The sequence below is a fragment of the Nonlabens sp. SCSIO 43208 genome, from assembly GCF_050703575.1.
In the GTDB taxonomy this organism is placed as follows: Bacteria; Bacteroidota; Bacteroidia; order Flavobacteriales; family Flavobacteriaceae; genus Nonlabens; species Nonlabens tegetincola.
The window spans coordinates 401,248-422,480 of sequence record NZ_CP065365.1; the positions used below are offsets into that span (position 1 = coordinate 401,248).

Here is a 21,233-nt window from a genome sequence, read left to right on the forward strand (position 1 = left end):
ATTATATTTGCACAACTTTGTAAAAAACACCCATGGAATACAAGAGAATATTACTCAAACTATCAGGAGAAGCGTTAATGGGAGATCGCCAGTACGGTATAGACCCAAAACGTCTTGCAGAATATGCCCAAGAAATTAAAAAAGTCACTGATATGGGTGTAGAGGTAGCCATTGTAATTGGTGGCGGTAATATTTTTAGAGGTGTAGCAGGTGCTAGCGCAGGAATGGATCGCGTACAAGGTGATCATATGGGAATGCTAGCAACGGTTATTAACGGACTGGCCTTACAAAGTGCTTGTGAAGATGCAGGAATACCTACTAGACTGCAAACTGCAATTAAAATTAATGAGGTGGCAGAACCTTTTATACGTCGCAAGGCAATACGTCATTTAGAAAAAGGACGTGTCGTAATTTTTGGCGGTGGTACTGGTAATCCCTATTTCACAACAGATAGTGCTGCCGTACTACGAGCTATTGAAATTGAAGCCGATGTAATCCTTAAAGGAACAAGAGTTGATGGAATTTACACTGCAGATCCAGAAAAAGACACTAGCGCCACTAAATTTGACTTAATAAGCTTTGAAGAGGTTCTTAATAAAGGCCTGAAAGTAATGGATACCACAGCGTTTACTTTAAGTCAAGAAAATAAATTACCAATAATTGTATTTGATATGAATACAAACGGTAATTTAGTAAAGCTTTTAAATGGAGAAAAAATAGGAACAAGAGTACAATAATTGAAAACGGCAATATATTTGTACAAGTGCTCAATAAATTGACATCATGAACGAAGAATCAACTTTTATTTTAGATACAGCTAAAGAAGCTATGGATGGTGCTATCAAGCACTTAGAAAAAGAATTACTTAACATACGAGCTGGTAAGGCTAGTCCTGCTATGTTAGGAAGCGTGACTGTAGACTATTACGGTAGTCAAACGCCACTTACCCAGGTTGCAAATGTAAGTACTCCCGATGCGCGTACTATAAGTGTACAGCCATGGGAAAAAGCAATGATTCCTGAAATCGAGAAAGGTATCATGATTGCAAACTTAGGATTGAATCCCATGAATAATGGTGAGAGTATTATCATTAATGTTCCTGCTTTGACAGAAGAACGTCGTCGTCAACTTGCAAAACAAGCTAAGGCAGAAGGAGAAGATTCAAAAGTAGGTGTGCGTAATGACCGTAAAAATGCTCTTAATGATTTAAGAAAACTTGATTTATCAGAAGATGAACTTAAAAATGCAGAACAAGAAGTTCAGGTTCTTACTGATAAGTATGTTGCCAAAATTGATGAAATGATCGTGGTTAAAGAAAAAGAAATCATGACTGTTTAAAAATATCTTTTATAGTATTTAAAAAAGCGAGCCTTGAAAGGCTCGCTTTTTATTTTTAGGTATAATTAAATCTTATCACACCGCTCTATCCTTTTATACAGTTTCTCCTTTTTAAAGTCACTAGGTTGTATCTTTGTAATCAGATTAAGTGATACCCATGAAAATAGAGAAAAAAGATGTTCTCAAGGCTCTTGAAACTATATCAGTTCCTGGTGAAGGACAGAATATGGTAGAAAGTGGAGCCATTAAAAACGTTATAGTATTTGGAGAAGAGGTAGTGGTTGATGTTACTATAAACAATCCTAGCTTACAAGCAAAAAAGAAAACTGAAGTTTCCATCCTACAAGCTATTCACAAAGAGGTTTATCAAAAAGCTCAAGTGAAAGTTAATTTAAAGGTTGAAGCACCAGTTCAAGAAAATAAAGCTCCTCAAATTAAAGGAAAACCTATACCAGGAATTGATAATATCATAGCAGTAGCAAGTGGTAAAGGTGGTGTAGGAAAATCTACTGTAACAGCAAACCTTGCTGTTTCATTGGCAAAAATGGGATTTAATGTCGGATTATTAGATGCCGATATTTACGGTCCTAGTGCTACGATTATGTTTGATGTGATTAATGAAAAACCACTTTCTGTTAACGTGGATGGAAAATCCAAAATGAAACCAGTGGAAAGTTATGGTGTAAAGGTACTGTCCATCGGCTTTTTTACGCAACCAGACCAGGCAGTAGTTTGGCGTGGCCCTATGGCAGCAAAGGCTCTTAATCAAATGATTTTTGACGCTGCATGGGGAGAATTGGATTTTTTACTAGTTGACCTTCCTCCAGGTACTGGTGATATTCATTTAAGCATAATGCAATCACTACCCTTAACAGGTGCAGTAGTAGTATCAACTCCTCAAAATGTAGCATTGGCAGATGCCCGCAAGGGTGTTGCTATGTTCCAACAAGAAAGTATCAACGTTCCTGTTCTAGGAATTATAGAAAACATGGCTTATTTCACTCCGCCTGAATTACCTGAAAATAAATATCATATCTTTGGAAAGGATGGAGCACGTAATCTTGCAGAAGATTTACAAGTAAGATTTTTAGGAGAATTACCATTAATGCAAACGATAAGAGAAGCCGGCGATGTAGGTAGACCTGCAGCCATGCAAGAAGATACTCTAGTTGAACAAGCATTTATTGATATTACTCGTAATGTAGTTGAAGAAACAGTTAAACGAAATGAAAACTTACCACCTACTCAAGCTATTAAAATAACTACTATGGCTGGATGTAGTCCGGTGAACAAACAAAAGCAATAATGACAGGAGCAGCATTACAAGCAGCAGTTGAAGCTGGATTAGAGGAAATCCGACCATTTCTACAAAGAGATAATGGAGATATTGAACTGGTTGAGATAAAAGACGATAAACATGTTATTGTTAGATTATTGGGAACTTGTGTAGGTTGTCACGTAAATCAAATGACTTTAAAATCTGGTGTTGAACTTACCATCAAAAAACACGCACCACAAATAGAGAAAGTTGAAGATATTTCTGGAATCGCAGAAAAAGAAGAATCGCGAGATACTTTATAACTTTTATAAAATACCAAAAAAAAGGCGCTTCATGGTTATGAAGCGCCATTTTTAATAAACAGTCCTTTATAAATTATTTATTTAAAGCTAAGCCTTTTGTTCTTGTAATTAAAACCAGCTTTAAGCATATCAGGATACAACCATTTAAAGTGTCCAGCACCATATACAACCGCAATTTTTTTATTTTCAGATTTCAATAATTCATTAAAAAGATGTTCAGTACGTGCTATATCTACTACGTAAAAACTCTTTTTCAACGCATTACCATCTTTACATTCATATTTATCATACAAATCAGTCTGCCAATCACATTTTGTCAACCTGATCGCTCCATACTTTTCTTCATGTAAATTGATCATTTTGTTATAACTCAAATCAACTAACCTATCTGTTTTATTTAATCCTAATAAGCTATCTGTTTGCATTAAATAATCACCATCAGAGTAAAATTTAGGTAAGGTTTTATTATTCTTGTCCGTATAATCTCCAATTGTCAAACCCATTAATTGTCTGAATTTTCTCTGCAAAGTATCTTTTAGTCCTGCGGCTGTATTTTGCTCAAAATAAACTCCTTCTTTAAAAAAAACATAACCTTCATCACGTAATGAATCGATTTGCATTTTCATTTCTTGAAAAAAGCTAGGTTTGGCAATATGTGTAGTGCCTAAATAAAGAATTTCCCGATCACCTTTTTGAAAAACTTTTATTTCTCTAGCATGAGTAGCTTTTGAATTTAAAATAGCTTTACTACAGGAAAAGAAAAATAAAAAGGATAAAAGGCATATTGCCTGTAAACCCAAACGATATACCTTTTTATTTATTCTATGAGTAACCATATCATTAGAGAGCAGGCACGATTGCTTCCACTAAACGTATTGCTGTATCTACCCAACAGTTGGCTTTGCAAGCACCTCTGCCTCTAATTTTATTTCCATTCTCGTCAGTGTATTTATCTTTGCACGTTTCAATACATTGCGCATGAGGAGATAAACCGTCATTTGGATCATCATCATCATCACTATTCACTTCAGTTTGCAATTGAGAATCAAATTCTGATTGTGATATCCCAATTGCGTCTAATATGTTGCTACTAACAATGACTGAGTTTGCAACTTCTTTTTCATGATTCCAATCTAATAATATTTCACCATTAATTTTTTCACCATCAACGACTATACTAAACTCCCATACTTCTGGAATATCCTCATTTTCAACACTCTTTAACAAAACATCATTTTTGTAATCATCAGATACTGTTTCATCATCAGAACATGAAATATAGGTCAAAGAGAAAACAAGGAATAAAAACGGTATAAATTTAAATTTTTTCATCTGTAATATTTTAAATTATTAATGTTTTATTTCGATTTGCAAATCATCTACAAAAAAAAAAGAAATAACTTTCGTATATTTAAAAAAGTCCTTAACACCTTATTTTCAAAAGTTTAACAGCAATAATTTGCCTTATGTTTGCTCTTGAAATTCACTCTTAAAAAGTAAATTAACCTTAAACCACATTATGATTTATTCAAACCACAGATAGAAACAGTAGTAGATATTTCTGGAATCGCAGAAAAAGAAGAATCGCGAGATACTTTATGACTTTTTATAAAATACCAAAAAAAGGCGCTTCATGGTTATGAAGCGCCATTTTTATATAACAACTTGAATGTTCTCTATTGCTTAGTAAAGCGTATTTCCAACTCATAAGAGGAATCACCGTCCACCTCATTAAGTGAAAGTGTCATGTTTGAACTTGTAAGTGTTTGCACCTCAAAAGTCTCATCTGCATCAGACAAGTAAATTGAATTTCCAACTACAGAATAAGTCCCAGAACTGGTTAAGGAATCAATGTCTGTATCTGTATCTACTACTACACCATTTACTTGCTCTTCATAATCATAAGTATAAGTACCAGAGCTCGTGTAAGTACCATTAGCATTAAATACAAAAATGGCGTTGTTAAAGGCAGTACCTTCTTCTAGGTATACCCTTGTTACTGTACTACCATTTACCGTTTCATTGTAGGTTTCTTGAGATCTAAAAAAAGTCAAGGAATAAGTTCCAGCAATATTCTCGGCATTTACCGGTAAATTTTCTGGTCCGTCATCATCACCACATGATATGGTTGCAATTGTTAGTAAAGACAGAAATAAAATTTTTAAAGTTTTTCATATCGTTAATTTGATTGATTAATTCTTCAAAAATATCTATTTCATTAATTACTCTATATTTTTATAAGTTAAATACTGCTAATTGTTAAGCAACTAGACTAATTCTGGAACCCCAATAGCTGCATAAATACCATCAAATAACTCAATACGTTTTTGTAAAGGATCATTTGCGACATGTGCTGCTTGTTCCCATTTCAGACTATCATCGCCACACAAAAGAGCCACCATTTTATGCGCCATTGGGCCGTGCTCATCACCATCTAACTCAATGTGTCTATCAAAATAATATCGCAAGGCAGTAAGATCTACTCCTTCTTCTACTCGCATTCCTTTAAGAATTTCAGTAAACATTTCAGGAATTAAATCTTCACGCCCATAAGTAAATGCAGCAGCAATTTCGTGAGGTTGATTACGCTCGATAATTTCAAATGTGAAGGTCAAAAATCTTTTGACAAAATCTGGTATGTCCGTTTTTGAAATTTGTTCAATAGGATTATTATGGTTAGAAATCGTTAGAATTTGATTTACTATCAAATCTGTATTAACATCTAGTCCTTCCATGGCATTTAAATACATTTCAAAATGACTCAATCTATTGCCATCTTGATCTAGATCAGATTCTTCAGCTAGAAACAATTTCATTAATTAAATATCTAGTATCATTACTACCTTTAGGAAACCAAGGAGAAGTTGTACAGGTAAGTTCTCTTTGCAGAGCTTTGAGCAAAGACATAAAATCCCAAACAGCAAAAACATGATGAGATGTAAAAACCTGTAAATCTCCTAAATTAGAAATAGCATTGTATAAAGGATGACTCAACAATCTTTTACGATTGTCACTAATTCTAGATTCAATTATAGTTGTATTCATAGCTCAATTTGTGCAAAAATAAAAGGCTGCCTATTGTTGTAGGCAGCCTCTATAATATATTTAACGAATTACCTACTTAAAAGCATTTTCTCCAGTAATATCAAGTCCGGTGATCAACAAATGAATATCGTGAGAGTTCCTTCATAAGTAATAACACTTTCTAGATTCATCATATGTCTCATGATACTATATTCACCTGTTATTCCCATTCCTCCCAAAATTTGTCGAGCCTCGCGAGCAATCTTAACAGCCATTTCAACATTATTACGCTTTGCCATAGAAATTTGAGCGCTTGTTGCCTTTCCTTCTTCCCGCAACACTCCTAATCTCCATGCTAGTAGTTGTGCCTTGGTAATCTCAGTAATCATTTCGGCAAGCTTCTTTTGCTGTAATTGAAAAGCTGCAATTGGTTTCCCAAATTGGATACGTTCTTTTGCATATCTAAGCGCTGTATCGTAGCAATCCATTGCAGCACCTATAGCACCCCATGCAATACCAAAACGAGCACTATCTAGACAACTAAGAGGAGCACCTAGACCAGAGCGACCTGGTAAAATATTACTTTTTGGAACTTTTACATCCTGAAAAATCAACTCACCTGTAGCACTTGCTCTCAAAGACCATTTGTTATGAGTCTCTGGAGTAGAGAAACCTTCCATGCCTCTTTCTACAATAACTCCATGGATACGACCTTCTTCATTCTTTGCCCAAACCACTGCCACATCACAAAATGGGCTGTTTGATATCCATAACTTGGCTCCATTTAAAATAATATTTTCTCCATCTCCAGCATCTTTAAAATTAGTAGTCATTCCTCCTGGATTACTACCGTGGTCCGGTTCAGTAAGACCGAATGAGCCCATAAATTCACCACTTGCTAGTTTAGGTAAAAACTTTTTTCTATGTTCTTCACTACCGTATTTCCATATAGGATACATAACTAGCGATGACTGGACTGATGCTGTACTGCGCACACCACTGTCACCTCGTTCTATTTCTTGCATGATCAAACCATAAGAGATTTGGTCCAATCCTGCACCACCATATTCTTCTGGAATATAAGGACCAAAAGCACCTATTGATGCTAATCCTGGTATAATACTTTCAGGAAACTTGGCATCCTGTGCTGCTTGTTCAATGATAGGTGAAACATCACGTTTAACCCAAGAACGAGCTGCATCACGTATCATCTTGTGTTCCTCGGTAAGTAACTCATCTAGGTTATAATAATCTGGTGCTTCAAATAGATCTGGTTTCATAGATATAATTTGTATAGAGTAACTACATCGTTTGAGTGTAGTTCCAATAGTTTTTGAATTGGTCGTAAAAATAAGAGAATGCTCACTTATTGCCCAGAAAAATGATAAGGATTACATTTTTAAATAAAAGTCCTTTGTAAGTGCGATATACTCATCGGTATACTCATGCCTAGAATGTTCAATTACCATATGCTGGGTAACTAGTTTTTGATTGGATTTTATTACGCTTTCGCGAAAGCGTAATTCCATAAACACTCTTTTAACAGGACTATCCACAGTTCCACGTACGTACATTTTACGTGTAGGCATCATGGTGAAGTAATCGGCAATTTCAAGAACTCGTTCTTCTCTATCTACAGGAAATACGAGTGCAAAAGTCCCATCGATAGCAAGAAGCTTATAAACTCCATAGAAAAGCTCTTCAAAAGGTAAAGCATCGTCAAATCTTGCTTGTTGCCTACGACTCTCTATTTGATCATCAGATTTAATTGACTGAGCATTATAAAATGGCGGATTACTCACCATAAAATCATAGCGCTCATCAACCTCATCATAAAACTCTTGAAAGCTAGCATGATATGCATATAGCTGGTCTTTAAACTTGCTAGATTCAAAGTTGGATGCAGTTTGCTCAAAGGCATCGTGATCGATCTCTACAGCCTCAATAAACGCTTGTGGAAACCGTTGAGCGCACATTATAGAGATGAGCCCTGTTCCTGATCCTATATCTAATATTTTGTGTGGTTGCTTATCAAGACTACACCATGCTCCTAAAAGAACACCGTCGGTACCTACCTTTTGAGCAACCTTATCTTGAACGATGTCAAACTGTTTAAAAGAGAACGTACTCATTACTCTAAATACAACTCAATTAAACCTGGTGGTGTTTCTACTAAAATTTGTTTGTTGTCACGGTCTACATTTAAAATAAACTCGTCGTGAACTGGTATAAGAATTTCTTTCTCACCTTGCTTTATTTCAAAAAGAGCTTGTGAGGTTGTATCGTTAACACCATCTACAATTCCCACCTCGCCATAATTAGAATCAACAATGGTAAAACCTATGATTTCATGGTAGTAAAATTTATTACCTGTAAGCGGTGGTAATGCAGTAAGAGGCAAATACAAATCCTTTTGAAGCAAGGAATCTGCCGTAGGTTCATCGTCTACATCTTCAAATTTGATACGCAGTAAAGCAGATTTGTGTAGTTGACTGCGTTCAATAAAAAATGGAATCAAGTTTTTGCCTACTTCGACAAAAACTGATTCCATTTCAAGAAAAAGATCCGGTTCATCAGTGTCTAACTTGACAAGGATTTCACCTTTAAAACTAAATTTGTTTACGATCGTACCTACGTAAAAACAGTCTTTTTTACGCATGATATATCGATTTACTCTTCTTCTCCTGTTGCGTCTTCGCTAGCTGCAGCTGGCTCTTCCACTTCTGGTTCTGGAGCATTTGCTGCGATACGAGCTTCGTTTACTGCTTTTTCTGCTTCTAGAGCTTCAGCTGCAATTTTATCTGCATCAGCCTTAAGGCCAGCAGCTTTGTTTGCAATTTTTGCTTCTTTTTCAGAAATCCAAGCTTGGAATTTTTCTTCAGCTTGTTCTTCAGTGATCGCACCTTTTTTCACACCACCTTTAAGGTGCTTTTTAAGTAACGCACCTTTGTAGCTTAAAAGAGCACGAGCTGTATCAGTAGGCTGCGCACCATTCTCTAACCATTGTACAGCACCATCTACATCTAGGTTGATAGTTGCAGGGTTAGTGTTAGGATTGTAAGTTCCTATTTTTTCAAGGAATCTACCATCTCTCTTTGCGCGAGCATCTGCTGCTACGATCCAGTAAAAAGGCTTTCCTTTTTTACCGTGTCTTTGTAATCTGATTTTTACAGGCATAACATTAAAGTTTGCGGGAACACGTCCCTTTTTATTAATTTAAGGCTGCAAAAGTACCATTATTTTAATAATGAGCATCATATATACAGATTTAATTCTTATTAAATCCTTACATTTACCCCAAACTTAATGAGATTACCGATGAAAAAACTAATTGTAGCTGTCCTTACTTTGATTGCCATTGTAGGATGTGAAAAAAATCTAGATGAAGATAACAGCCCTGCAATCCAGGCTGTGCGTAATGGAGAATTTTTCAAAGCGCAGGATATGGCTGCTTCAATCGACATCGATGGAAGACTGATTATTCAAGGAACTAATCAATTAGAATCTCTAACAATTTCTCTAGACGACAGTAGCCCTGGAACCTACATTCTAGGTCAAGGTGCATCTAGTGAGGCTACTTATGTTTTTAACAACTCTCAATCTTTTTCTAGTAACGCAAATGATGGCCGTGGTGAAGTTACGATCACCTCTAGTTCTAATTCAGGTTTTGTATCTGGAACCTTCGATTTTGTCACCTACACTGCAAATGCTGCTGACTCGCTTTACATGAGAAAAGGTGTGATTTTTGAAGTCCCATTAGGAGGAACTATTAACCCAGGAAATGGCAATACAACAAATTCTTTTGCTGCCGATGTAGATGGACAAGCTCTTAATCCATCACTTATATCGCCTAATGTATCATCTGGTACGATTCTAATATTTGCTAGTAACCAGAACATAAGCTTATCTATTTCATTCCCTGATACTATCGTTCCAGGAGTTTATTCATTCCCAACGGATGCTACAGGATTATATGCTCAAGGTACTTCTGGTGAGACTGCTCAAAGCGGGACAATTGAAATTCTAACTCACGATACAGCAAACAATTCAATTACAGGTACATTTAATTACACTACTACTGGTGGAATTGTAATTGACAATGGAAGTTTTGATGTACAATATTAAAACTAACTAGAAACACTCATAAAAAAAAGCTGCTCCACGAGCAGCTTTTTTTATACGCTTTACTTTCATCTATCACTTCATGTAAATATATTTTCCTTTATAATCAATAATCGCCTGTGAACTTATCAAAAAGTCTGCACCTAACAATCCCTGGATAGAATGCATGCGTTCACTTTTAAGCGCGGTATTAATAAAGGTCATATCCATTGATAAAACCGTCACATCTTGATCTTCCCAATCACCCAGTTCTAGTACATTATGATGAGCTATTCTTGGACGCAAGGAACCACTCGCGGTACCTATTGCTTTATCCATAAACTCTGTATTCAATTGAAACTCTTTATACAAATCTTGATTTACACAAGTTGCGCTAGCTCCAGTATCAATAATAAATCTGCCCTGATATCCATTTAACACAGCTTTGGTTACAATGTGACCGCTTTTTTTAGACAATCGTATTGGATGTGCCGTATAACCTTGACTGACGAGCCATTTTTTTAATGATTTCATATTCTTTGAATCTGGGTTTAAAGATATTCCGCTTTCGCGAAAGCATACCTACAACAAGCCTTATTTTTGCAGTATGATTTTAACTGATACGCACACTCATTTATACAGCGAGGCCTTTGATAAAGATAGAGATGAAATGATCTCGCGTGCCAAGGCAGCAGGAGTTCAACGATTTTTTGTACCAGCTATTGATTCTGAGTATACAGATCGCATGTTACAATTAAAAGCAAATTATCCTAGCGAAGTGTTTTTAATGTGTGGTTTGCACCCTACGCACGTAAAGGAAAATTATAAAGATGAGTTAAAGCATGTTTCTCAAATGCTAGAACAACATGAGTATGTCGCTATTGGAGAAATAGGTGTTGATTTATACTGGGACAAGTCCTTTAAAAAAGAACAACTAGAAGCATTTCACACTCAAATCAAATGGTCATTGGACCGTGACTTACCCATTGCTATTCATTGTAGAGATGCGTTTGATGAAGTTTTTGAAGTTTTAGAGGACTATAGAAACACTTCTTTAAAAGGAATTTTTCATTGTTTTACGGGAACGATTGATCATGCAAAGCAAGCTGTGGATCTAAATTTACACCTGGGAATAGGTGGCGTTGCTACATTTAAAAATGGCAAAATTGATCAATTTTTAAATAAGATCGACCTACATCACATCGTGCTAGAAACCGATGCTCCTTACCTTGCTCCTGTGCCTTACAGAGGAAAGCGCAATGAAAGTGCTTATACTAAACTTGTTGCGGATAAACTTTCTTTGATTTACGATGTTAGTGTGGAAGAAATCGCAAGAATCACTACGGATAATAGTAAAAGAATTTTTGGGATATAAGTACATTTGCGACTAGAATGGAAGTTTACGACGACATACGATTTTTTAAGGATGATGAAGTGCAAACTGTCTTACAAAGTGCAGTAAGGCATCCTATGATTAAAACCTTATTCCAATATACATTTCCAGACAAATCCGACGATGAGATTAAGGATATCGTAACTAGATGCACGTCTATAAATGAGTTTCAAAGAGAAGTTATAAGTAAAACGGTAACGCGTGTAATCGACACCACAAGTGCTGGCATGACTAGTAGTGGTTTTGACGAACTAGATACTAATACATCCTATTTATATATATCAAATCATAGAGACATCGTACTAGATACCTCGTTGCTCAATCTTATTTTATTTGAAAAGAACTTAATAAGAACAGCAAGTGCTATAGGTGATAATTTAGTACAGCGCCCGTTTGTAAACATGTTAAGTAAACTTACTCGTAATTTTATAGTAAGAAGAGGTGGATCACCTAGAGAGACATTACTTAGCAGTATTAAACTTAGCGATTACATCTTTCACCTATTAATGGAAGAAAATCGCAGTGTATGGATCGCTCAAAGACAAGGTCGAACGAAAGATGGAAATGATCATACGGAGCAAGGTGTTCTTAAAATGATAGCACTAGCTGCTGGTAAAAAAGACATTGCAAACTATTTGAACGATTTAAAAATAGTACCCGTTTCTATTTCTTATGAGTACGACCCTACTGACGCCTTAAAAGTACCTGAATTGCTTGCCAAAGCCGCAGATCAAGAATACGTAAAGTCTGAAAACGAAGATTTTAACAGTATCATGTATGGTGCACTAGGACAAAAGAAACATATTCATATACACGCTTCAAAACCATTGGAAATAGTAAAAATAGATGGTGAAAAAACAAACAAAACTTTACAACGTGTTGTTGACCAATTAGACACCACGATACAACTTAATTATCATTTGTGGCCAACTAATTATGTTGCACACGATTTATTACATGTTTCTAGAAAATACAGCAAACATTATAGTGAGCATGATATGGCTCAATTTGAGAGACGATTGAGACTACGTGTTGATGTAGAAGATCAAATGACTGTAACTAGCTTTTTGAAAATGTATGCCCAACCTGTAACTAATAAAGAACTCCTAAACGCAGAATAATGAAACCAAATATCCTGCTTATCTACACAGGTGGAACAATTGGAATGATGAAAGACATTAAAACAGGTGCTTTAAAAGCATTTGATTTTGACAAACTTCTATACCACATTCCAGAGCTTAAACAACTAGACTGTACAATAGAAACCATTTCTTTTGAAACACCTATCGATAGTTCTGATATGAATACGGAAGAATGGCGCTTGATAGGAGACATGATTTATGATCGTTATGACAATTATGATGGGTTTGTTGTTTTACACGGCAGCGACACTATGTCGTTCACAGGCAGTGCACTCAGTTTTATGTTTGAAAACTTGACAAAACCTGTTATCCTAACAGGATCTCAACTGCCTATAGGCGATTTAAGAACTGATGCAAAAGAAAACTTAATTACAAGCATACAGATAGCTACGTTACGCAAGAAGAAGAAGCCCTTAATAAGGGAAGTTTGCATTTACTTTGAATATCAGCTATACAGAGCAAATCGTACCGCAAAAATGAATGCAGAACATTTTGAAGCCTTCAGTTCGCCTAATTTTCCACCTCTCGCTATAAGTGGTGTGCATTTAAATGTTGATGAAGATCTTTTATGGAAAGGATACAAAAACCGAGAGGTTCAAGTACATAGAGTCATACCTCGTAGTGATGATAGAATGCATTATCGACCACAAATGATAGCCGATGTCGTTGTACTCAAATTATTTCCTGGAATTACAGAGACCACCGTACAAGCCATATGTAATATTCCAAATCTAAAAGGTATTATCCTTGAAACTTATGGAAGTGGCAACGCTCCTACTAAATCATGGTTCATTGATGCAATGAAAGATTGCTTGTCAAAGGATATACGTATTGTTAATGTAACACAGTGTCGTGGTGGATCAGTAGATATGGGTAAGTATGAAACAAGTCGTGCTTTGAAGGAAATGGGTATGATAAGTGGTAAAGATCTAACTACTGAAGCTGCTCTAGCCAAAATGATGTATTTACTTGCTTACATCGAGGATGATTTGATGTTTAAAGATTGTTTTGAAACAAGTTTAAGAGGTGAGATAACTAATTAGAAATTGGTAAACATAAAGTATTACGGTATTTTTGCGATCAGTTTTACAAAAATAGTGAGGTGGCCGAGTGGTCGAAGGCGCACGCCTGGAAAGTGTGTAAACGGCAAAACCGTTTCGAGGGTTCGAATCCCTTCCTCACTGCTAGAACCGTTGTTATCCCTTTGATAGCAACGGTTTTATTTTTTAAAATTAAAATTTTGTCAATCCTTCCCCTTAGAAACCTCTCTTTTTATAAAATCAAGTAGGTATTCCAACATGGTTAAAACAATCAACGGAATACACAATATTAAAGACCCATAAAGCAATTCTAATTCTACATTCCCTAAAATGTTTATTGATAGCGACAACACATTGAAATACGCAAGCAAAGCAAGAACTATGGAAAAAAGCAGAAACTTAAAAACTTTATTTTTTTGTTCATTACTCAGGTAAAATAAGTAAAGGCACTTGACTTACTTTACCGATTTCCATTACCATATTAGTAGAAAACCAACTTGTAAATAGATTGTGTTTGCGATTTACGATTGCCACCATGCTACTATCCCTACTCTCTACAAAATGTTTTACAGCTAGGTTTACATCGCTACCCGTTAAAACATGAAAACTATGCCTGTTGTTGGATAACGCATCATCTAAAATTTGTTTATTATCTTCTTGAACTGTTTCTAGGCCGCTACTGGTATCAACATGTAAGACACAGATAGCTGCATCTTGAATAGTTGCAAGGTCTATTAGGCTTTGCAATCTTAAACTACTATAGGCACTTTTATAATCAGTAGGAAAAACTATTTCTTTTATTTCTTCTACCTCTGAGTCTTGTGGAACAGTAAGAATAGTACAACTACCAGCCTCTTTCATGGTCGCTATTGTATTACTACCAAATACACTTTTTTCATAATTAGTTATTCCTTTACTACCCATTACTATCAAAGAGATATTTTCAGTAGATAAGGTTTTTGTAACCGCAGTGGCTACATCATCATGCATTAAGTGTGTTTTATAGGTATGCTTTTCATTAGCACATTCTAATGCAATCTTTTCAAGCATTTTATTAAGTAAAACGTCACCTTTATCCTTTGGAGATTCATAAGTGAATGAAGCATCGTTGCCTTGTTTTAATTCATTGCGGCTATGATATTCAGTATCATAAGCATGCAATAAATGAAACATACAAGTTTCATCTTTAAAAAGCGTTGAAACATAAGTGAATGCGTGCCATGAATTTGAAGAAAAATCTGTTGCTACGAGGATATTTTTTGCCATAAAAACGGGTGTTTTCGTATTAAACCTATAGGTATAAATTTAATAAAAAAAAAAGGTGTTTAGCATAAACTACAGCTTTATTTCAAGCTTTATTATACCTGATTAGGCATCGATCGCATAAACTTTCAATGTTTCCAAATTTGTAAATTTCAATGCGTTACTATCAGTTCCTTTTAGAATAATATGGGGCGCACATCCAGCTTTTTCTGCTTCGATCCATCTTAATACACACAAACACCATTTATCACCTGGTTTAAGACCTGGAAATTGATATGCAGGTATGGGTGATGTAAGGTCGTTCCCTTTAGACTTTGTAAACTCTAGAAATTCTTCCGTCATAACAGCACATACCACATGGGTACCTACATCTTGTATCGACGTCCTGCAGTATCCATCACGCCAATAACCTGTAATCGGATTGGTACAACAGGACTCTAAAGCAGTTCCTAGAACGTTTTTGGGTCGCGTGTTATTTTGAGACATAGTTACCAAACATTTGGTTTAAAAATTAGTAAGTCGTAATTATGTCAAATTCCTATTATTATAAAAAGAAGACCCATTTAATTCTGAGACTCTTCCTTGCGGCGCACTGTATATTCATCTACCACTTCAAGCTCTGTACGGAAACTCAGAACCTTATCTGCCCATTTTTCAAGACCGTCTTTTTGTAACGCTTCAGAATGTTTGTCTTTATACTCCTGCAAGGCCTGTGCGCTATAAGCTTTGTATTGAATTGAGTAGGTATGGGAACCGTCTTGCTCTTTGACAAGCACTTTAGTAAACCTAGCTTCCATAAATAGCCCTGTTCCCAGCACTTGTGGTATATGTTCACGCATCCATACTATCCATTGATCATGAACACTAGAATCTACATTACAGGTTACATTATAAATTACCATAATTAAAAAGCTTTTTCATTAGTATCACCACGCAATCTGCGGTATCGACGTCTAGCGTCTGTGAAGTAAATGCTATCTGCGTGTGAGAAAATTATTTGTTCAAAATATTCTTGTGCTTTTGCAGGATCATCAAGTACTTCTTCATATAACTTTCCTAGCTCGTAAAGCGCATCATCACTCAAAATACCATCACCATGATTTTTGATAATCCTAGTGTAATTCTGGATAGCATTTTGTGTATCTCCTTCTACCTGATATAGCTTTGCCTGTCTTAACAATGCCTCATCCTCAATGTCGTCACCTGCATGGTTTTGCAGCACATTATTGTAGGCTTCAATAGCCTGCTTTCTTTTGTTTTGATATTGTTTTAATTCCGCTTTCGCGAAAGCGGACAAAGCAACATACGTAGTATCTTGTCCAGAGTGGTCAGAAATCGTTAGACTCAATTGCATGGCATCATTTGCTATAAGCTTACTGCTAGCGCTACGTAATACTTTTAATTGAGTAAGTGCCCAAGGAAAATCTCCTTTATAAAAACTGGTACGAGCTACTCTATATTGAGATTCCTGAGCCAATAAATCATTGGGCAAATCATTTTGAATTTGACTGTATAAAATAAGAGCTCGATTAAATTGCTCTTGAAGAACAAGGACATCGGCCAGTAACATTTTTACCCTAGCCTTATCAAATTGAGAAAAATTAGCTTTATTGAGATCTGCCAATAAATCAATGGCTAATGGTGCATTGTCATTTTTGAACGCCAAGAACTGAGCATAATCTAGTTGTAACCTAAAACTGCGCTGATCACGACCATAGAATTCAAGCAGCTGTTCATATTCTTGCTTTATTTGAGAATATTCATCAACTGAAGCTCCATTAGAGCGTAATTTAAGTTTGAGTACCTGAGCATTGTATCTAGTAAAGGGAGATTGAGCATTCTCAATCATAAAGTCCAGTATGTCAAATGCAGCAGGAATATCATTTTCCTCGACTGCGACCTCGGCAAGGTCCTGCAAGTTGTCCATACTTTCTTTATCCCTATTGTAAATTGCCTTTTCTTGAATAAAGGCATTTTTAAAATCCTTTTGCTGCACAAACAACCATGAAAGCAATTGATTGTATAAAACATCTGGATTTGAACGTAATCTTTTAAGAAGTACTTTACGCAATATCGTATTAGTCTCGGACAATGCGTAGTCAGTTATATATTGAGAAAAAAGAGCTTGTGCTCTTGCCCTGTAAGCGACATTTTTTTCAATGAGTTTAATGTTTTCCTCAAACATTTTCTCCATATCACCTAGTTCACCATACAATCTAGCTAACTGAAAACTATAATTTGCTTGTGGCCTAAGCTGGGTTCCTATTTCATAGACTTGTACAGCCTCATCCAGTTCTGTACGTTTTTCAAACCTACTTGCGATACTGTAAGTAAGCTCTGGCTTTTCTTTTACTAGATCGATTGCTTGTTGATAATAGCTACTAGCTATCGAATCATTTCCTTGCAATACTTGATTATAACCTTTTTCTATTAGTAGGGTTTGTTTGTATGCAAAAGATGTAGATACCTTTTTATCAATTAAAGAATCTACTTTACCGTATTCTTCTAATTGATGATAAGCATCAATTAAAGAAAATACGGTATTGTAGTTCCTATTTTTCTTATCGTTGACTAATTTTTCATATATGCTGGCTGCCTTACTGTACTCGCCTTGGTCCATGTAGTTTTGCGCCAACTGCAAACTTTGGGCCGTTGACCACGTCACTAAAGACAAAAAAAGAAGCGTTACAGCATATTTCATAAATTATTGTATCATATCAAAACCGCAGTAAGGTACAAGAACTTCAGGGATCTTAATACCATCAGCTGTTTGATAGTTCTCCAAAATTCCTGCCATTATTCTAGGTAATGCTAGTGCGCTCCCGTTAAGAGTATGTAACAGTTCTGTTTGTTTTTCACCTGCACGGAATCTTAATTTCAAACGATTTGCTTGAAAGGTTTTAAAATTAGAAACACTACTTACTTCTAACCATTTTTCTTGTGCCGTACTATAAACTTCAAAATCATAAGTAAGTGTTGAAGTAAACCCAAGATCACCACCGCACAATCTAAGAATACGATAAGGCAATTTTAATTCATCAAGAATATTCTTTACGTGGCTTACCATATCATCGAGAGCCTGATCACTTTTATCAGGATGCTCTATTCTTAAAATTTCTACTTTATCAAATTGATGTAAACGATTAAGACCTCGTACATGTGCCCCATAACTTCCTGCTTCCCTTCTAAAACAAGGAGTATAACCAGTCATTGCAATAGGAAGGTCCTTTTCTTCTAATAGATCACCTCTATAAAGATTAGTAATGGGAACCTCGGCAGTAGGAATTAAATACAAATCATCATTACCTACATGGTACATTTGACCTTCTTTATCTGGCAACTGACCTGTACCATATCCACTTGCCTCATTAACAAGGTGTGGTACTTGCATTTCTTGATAACCTGCTGCTGTATTTTTATCTAAAAAGTAGTTTATCAAAGCTCTTTGAAGTCGCGCTCCTTTATTTTTATAGACAGGAAATCCTGCTCCGGTAATTTTATTACCTAGTTCAAAGTCAATAATATCGTACTTTTTAACTAGTTCCCAGTGCGGCTGAGCTTGTTCATCTAGCACTGGCACTACACCATGCTCCTCAACAACTTCATTATCCTCGTCTGTAGAACCTGCTGGAACACTTTCTTGAGGCACATTAGGAATGTTGTACAACAACTCTTGTAAGTCATTTTGAGCAGTTTGTAACTGCTCAGCAAGATTCTTTGAAGATTCCTTAAGCTCGCCAGTTTGTGCTTTTAGCTCATTAGCCTCTTGTGCTTTACCAGATTTAAATAATTCTCCTATTTGTTTGGACAACTTATTACTTTGAGAAAGTGTTTCATCTAGTTGAGCCTGCAAACTTCTTCTGCGCTCATCTACTTCGATAGCTTGTTCTAGCATAGGCATGGCATCAATATTACGCTTGGTAAGTGCCTGAGCAAATGCCTCTTTGTTTTCTCTGATTGCTGCAATTTGTAGCATTGAAATAAGTTTTAATTATTTAAGCCGATAAAATTACTGATTCTCCTTGTATTAAACGAGAATCAAGGTCGGTTTGTTGGCGTATCTTGTAAAGGTGACGGCATTAACCAGGTTGCATGTTTAAATTGAGACCATGGCTGTGATGCGATGTCAATAGTATCATTTGTAAACTTTGATCTAGGTCTACCATTTATAGAAACACTTGAAGATATATAAACAGCTACATCTTCACCTTTATCAGCATACTCTTTTTTAAGCCTTTGAGCCAGTTGCCACATGAAATCAGGCTTCGTATTTGCCGAATTAAATTGTTTTCTAGACAATCTTTCTTTGATATTCACGCGTTCACGTTTACCAGTTTCTTTATTCTCCACATAATAAACAGCTCTTCCAGAACGACTGCGCAACATCATGCGCCAGCTTAATCGATGACCTTCTTCAGTCCACAATACATCATCCTCTATCACCCAATGACGCAACGGAAGAACTAGCATGATTAGTAAAAAACTTATAGTAAACACTTTTATAATACCTGCGTGTTTTGGTACAATTACCTCTCGTGCAGCATAAAAGGTTTTTTTACTCAAAAATCTTTTATGAACGGTTTCAGTGGTAAGAAAAAACAATAAAAACGATAGTGCCAGATAAGGGAAAACACCAATCTTAAAGACTATAGAGTTGAATAAATGGAAGAATACACTTGCTATAATTGCAATCCACCTAGTTCGTTTCCACAATAACAACGGGACAATAATTAAATCGAAAAGTAGCCCATAGTATAAAATAGCAACATGAGCCCAATCTTGTTGAAGAATCTTATAATCACGTCCACGAGTCGACATTAAAAATTTCTCAAAACTTCCATCCAACCAGTCTGGGTAGAACTTAGCTATACTGGCGTAGCTGTAAACGATCCATACAAACCCGATAATTAGAATATAAATCCATCGACTCATATGAATTTTCAATAGTTCTTTGTTTTTTTTAGCATCAATAGATCCAGCTTTATGAGCAGGTAAGAAAACAAGTAACCAATTAAGTAACATAATCAAATAACAATGATTATTGTAACTAGATTTTTGAAGTAAATAAACGTAAGTCCATGTAATCGCATAAAACAGCATTGCCATCCTATACTTGTACCCTAACATAATAAAGATGCCTGCTATTCCCATAGCACTGTATAGAACGTACATGCCATATCCTGGCAATGGCTCTAAAAACTCAAAACCTATGAATGTAAACGTAAACTCAGTATCTATAAATAAACGTTTAACAGCACCCAAGGCAATACTTCCAAAAGCCTCGCAAGTAAGAATGAGTCCATAGACCATTCTAAAAACAACAAGAGCAGAATTATCTACTTGGGTAAAAAACCATTTATTTATCGTCTCTCGCATAATCTTGTGTACGCTTTAAATCATCATCCATAGCACTTACGAGTTCCTGCATGGTATCAAACTTCTTTTCATCCCTTAACCGTTTATGAAAAAACAGCTCCATTGAGGTATCATACAAATCACCATCAAAATCTAAATAATAGGTTTCAATGGTACGGTAGTTTCCATTCCCAATGGTAGGGTTAACACCTATGTTAGTCATACCAAAAAAGTGTTTCCCGTTAATACAACTAGATGTTATATAAACTCCATTTCCTGGAATTAATTTGTACTCTTGGTGAACATGTAGGTTTGCCGTTGGGTAACCAATAGTTCGGCCTATTTGTTTACCAGATCTTACATGACCTTTTAAACTATAAGTTCTATTCAAATAGCGATTTGCTCGTTCTATCTCGCCGCTTTCTAGCGATTGTCTCACTTTAGTACTGCTTACTGCAACCTCTTCTACTTCTTCCTTTGAGATTTCAATTATATCAAAGTGGTACTCACTAGCATATTCTTTAAGCTCATTAATGCTTGCACTACGATTACGACCAAAACGATGATCATAACCTATAACGACAACACTAGCCTTTAATTGATCAACCAATATTTCCTTAACATATTCCTGTGCGGTAGTTCTTGAAAACTCTATTGAGAAAGGGTGAATAACCATGTTCTCAATTCCTTGATCTTTTACAAGTTCAGTGCGTTCCTCGATACTATTAATTAATTTCAAATCATGGTCTGGTTGCAATACCATTCTAGGATGAGGAAAAAAGGTAAGAAGCACACTCGTCAAATTGTCTGCTTGAGCACGATTAACCACACGTTGTAAAATTTTTTGATGTCCATGATGCACACCATCAAATGTACCTATGGTAACTACACTCTTTCTATCTGATTTAAATTCGGATATGTTATTATATATTTTCAATTCGCAATTAGTCGATTACTTTATTAAGTCTAGTATACTATTTTTTCACCTTGATGATT

22 protein-coding genes, 1 tRNA gene and 2 pseudogenes are annotated in these 21,233 nt (G+C 35.7%); 9 read left to right on the forward strand and 16 right to left on the reverse strand.

Annotated features, from left to right (window positions below; translation table 11 throughout):
* Window positions 1–32 precede the first annotated feature (32 nt).
* The 4 genes from pyrH to I5168_RS02050 all read left to right on the forward strand — a co-directional run bounded on the left by pyrH (window position 33) and on the right by I5168_RS02050 (window position 2,919).
* Window positions 33–737 (forward strand): UMP kinase, encoded by a 705-nt coding sequence (gene pyrH / locus I5168_RS02035; protein ID WP_042276018.1) that lies wholly within the window; start codon window positions 33–35, stop codon window positions 735–737.
* A 46-nt stretch (window positions 738–783) separates the two neighbouring features.
* On the forward strand, window positions 784–1,338 hold the full coding sequence (gene frr / locus I5168_RS02040) for a ribosome recycling factor (protein ID WP_085774069.1): 555 nt from the start codon (window positions 784–786) through the stop codon (window positions 1,336–1,338).
* 157 nt (window positions 1,339–1,495) lie between these two features.
* Window positions 1,496–2,644 (forward strand): Mrp/NBP35 family ATP-binding protein, encoded by a 1,149-nt coding sequence (locus tag I5168_RS02045; protein WP_042276021.1) that lies wholly within the window; start codon window positions 1,496–1,498, stop codon window positions 2,642–2,644.
* Window positions 2,644–2,919, forward strand: a complete 276-nt coding sequence (locus I5168_RS02050) for a NifU family protein (protein WP_042276023.1) — start codon at window positions 2,644–2,646, stop codon at window positions 2,917–2,919. The genes I5168_RS02045 and I5168_RS02050 overlap by 1 nt, the downstream gene beginning before the upstream one ends.
* Window positions 2,920–2,996: 77 nt before the next feature.
* Here I5168_RS02050 and I5168_RS02055 read toward each other — a convergent pair whose 3' ends face one another.
* From I5168_RS02055 to I5168_RS02090, 8 genes and pseudogenes are all read right to left on the reverse strand, one after another.
* On the reverse strand, window positions 2,997–3,755 hold the full coding sequence (locus I5168_RS02055) for a hypothetical protein (protein WP_042276025.1): 759 nt from the start codon (window positions 3,753–3,755) through the stop codon (window positions 2,997–2,999).
* Between the two features lie 4 nt (window positions 3,756–3,759).
* The gene (locus tag I5168_RS02060; protein ID WP_431472295.1) at window positions 3,760–4,251 is read right to left on the reverse strand and encodes a hypothetical protein; all 492 of its coding nucleotides are present in this window, start codon (window positions 4,249–4,251) and stop codon (window positions 3,760–3,762) included.
* 344 nt (window positions 4,252–4,595) lie between these two features.
* Window positions 4,596–4,973, reverse strand: coding sequence for a hypothetical protein (locus I5168_RS02065; RefSeq protein ID WP_431472296.1), 378 nt, complete (start codon window positions 4,971–4,973; stop codon window positions 4,596–4,598).
* Between the two features lie 213 nt (window positions 4,974–5,186).
* A pseudogene (locus I5168_RS02070) lies at window positions 5,187–5,964 on the reverse strand (DUF3050 domain-containing protein).
* Between the two features lie 72 nt (window positions 5,965–6,036).
* Window positions 6,037–7,223: pseudogene (locus tag I5168_RS02075) on the reverse strand (acyl-CoA dehydrogenase family protein).
* Between the two features lie 111 nt (window positions 7,224–7,334).
* Window positions 7,335–8,075: a tRNA1(Val) (adenine(37)-N6)-methyltransferase gene (locus I5168_RS02080; protein WP_431472297.1), complete on the reverse strand. Its 741-nt coding sequence runs from the start codon at window positions 8,073–8,075 to the stop codon at window positions 7,335–7,337.
* Entirely contained in the window at window positions 8,075–8,602 is a 528-nt protein-coding gene (rimM, locus tag I5168_RS02085; protein WP_167342990.1) for a ribosome maturation factor RimM, read from the reverse strand. Before rimM ends, I5168_RS02080 begins: the two co-directional genes overlap by 1 nt.
* A gap of 11 nt (window positions 8,603–8,613) precedes the next feature.
* Entirely contained in the window at window positions 8,614–9,120 is a 507-nt protein-coding gene (locus I5168_RS02090) for a 30S ribosomal protein S16 (protein ID WP_431472298.1), read from the reverse strand.
* A 141-nt stretch (window positions 9,121–9,261) separates the two neighbouring features.
* Here I5168_RS02090 and I5168_RS02095 point away from each other — a divergent pair, with 141 nt between their 5' ends.
* Window positions 9,262–10,068 carry a DUF6252 family protein gene (locus tag I5168_RS02095; protein ID WP_105018243.1) on the forward strand — a complete coding sequence of 269 codons (807 nt, stop codon included), beginning with the start codon at window positions 9,262–9,264 and terminating at the stop codon, window positions 10,066–10,068.
* Between the two features lie 72 nt (window positions 10,069–10,140).
* Here the strand turns inward: I5168_RS02095 and I5168_RS02100 are convergent, their stop codons facing one another.
* Window positions 10,141–10,578, reverse strand: coding sequence for a retropepsin-like aspartic protease (locus I5168_RS02100; protein ID WP_042276039.1), 438 nt, complete (start codon window positions 10,576–10,578; stop codon window positions 10,141–10,143).
* 73 nt (window positions 10,579–10,651) lie between these two features.
* On the opposite strand from I5168_RS02100, the gene I5168_RS02105 reads away from it, so the two are divergent.
* The 4 genes from I5168_RS02105 to I5168_RS02120 all read left to right on the forward strand — a co-directional run bounded on the left by I5168_RS02105 (window position 10,652) and on the right by I5168_RS02120 (window position 13,763).
* Complete coding sequence (locus I5168_RS02105; RefSeq protein ID WP_431472299.1) at window positions 10,652–11,419, forward strand: TatD family hydrolase; 768 nt, start codon at window positions 10,652–10,654, stop codon at window positions 11,417–11,419.
* 17 nt (window positions 11,420–11,436) lie between these two features.
* Window positions 11,437–12,558 (forward strand): 1-acyl-sn-glycerol-3-phosphate acyltransferase, encoded by a 1,122-nt coding sequence (locus I5168_RS02110; RefSeq protein ID WP_431472300.1) that lies wholly within the window; start codon window positions 11,437–11,439, stop codon window positions 12,556–12,558.
* Window positions 12,558–13,622, forward strand: coding sequence for an asparaginase (locus I5168_RS02115; RefSeq protein ID WP_105018240.1), 1,065 nt, complete (start codon window positions 12,558–12,560; stop codon window positions 13,620–13,622). The genes I5168_RS02110 and I5168_RS02115 overlap by 1 nt, the downstream gene beginning before the upstream one ends.
* 53 nt (window positions 13,623–13,675) lie before the next feature.
* A tRNA-Ser gene (locus tag I5168_RS02120) sits at window positions 13,676–13,763 on the forward strand.
* A gap of 279 nt (window positions 13,764–14,042) precedes the next feature.
* On the opposite strand, the gene I5168_RS02125 is transcribed toward I5168_RS02120, so the two are convergent.
* The 7 genes from I5168_RS02125 to I5168_RS02155 all read right to left on the reverse strand — a co-directional run bounded on the left by I5168_RS02125 (window position 14,043) and on the right by I5168_RS02155 (window position 21,174).
* A complete protein-coding gene (locus tag I5168_RS02125) occupies window positions 14,043–14,885 on the reverse strand; it encodes a universal stress protein (RefSeq protein WP_105018239.1) in 843 nt (280 codons plus the stop codon).
* 102 nt (window positions 14,886–14,987) lie between these two features.
* Window positions 14,988–15,368, reverse strand: a complete 381-nt coding sequence (locus I5168_RS02130) for a DUF2237 family protein (RefSeq protein WP_105018238.1) — start codon at window positions 15,366–15,368, stop codon at window positions 14,988–14,990.
* 77 nt (window positions 15,369–15,445) lie between these two features.
* Window positions 15,446–15,784, reverse strand: a complete 339-nt coding sequence (locus I5168_RS02135) for a DUF4286 family protein (protein ID WP_042276080.1) — start codon at window positions 15,782–15,784, stop codon at window positions 15,446–15,448.
* Between the two features lie 2 nt (window positions 15,785–15,786).
* Entirely contained in the window at window positions 15,787–17,583 is a 1,797-nt protein-coding gene (locus I5168_RS02140) for a tetratricopeptide repeat protein (protein WP_431472301.1), read from the reverse strand.
* Between the two features lie 3 nt (window positions 17,584–17,586).
* Entirely contained in the window at window positions 17,587–18,858 is a 1,272-nt protein-coding gene (serS, locus tag I5168_RS02145; RefSeq protein ID WP_042276081.1) for a serine--tRNA ligase, read from the reverse strand.
* 62 nt (window positions 18,859–18,920) lie between these two features.
* Window positions 18,921–20,258 (reverse strand): HTTM domain-containing protein, encoded by a 1,338-nt coding sequence (locus I5168_RS02150; RefSeq protein ID WP_431472302.1) that lies wholly within the window; start codon window positions 20,256–20,258, stop codon window positions 18,921–18,923.
* Window positions 20,239–21,174 (reverse strand): bifunctional riboflavin kinase/FAD synthetase, encoded by a 936-nt coding sequence (locus I5168_RS02155; RefSeq protein WP_431472303.1) that lies wholly within the window; start codon window positions 21,172–21,174, stop codon window positions 20,239–20,241. The genes I5168_RS02150 and I5168_RS02155 overlap by 20 nt, the downstream gene beginning before the upstream one ends.
* Window positions 21,175–21,233 lie beyond the last annotated feature (59 nt).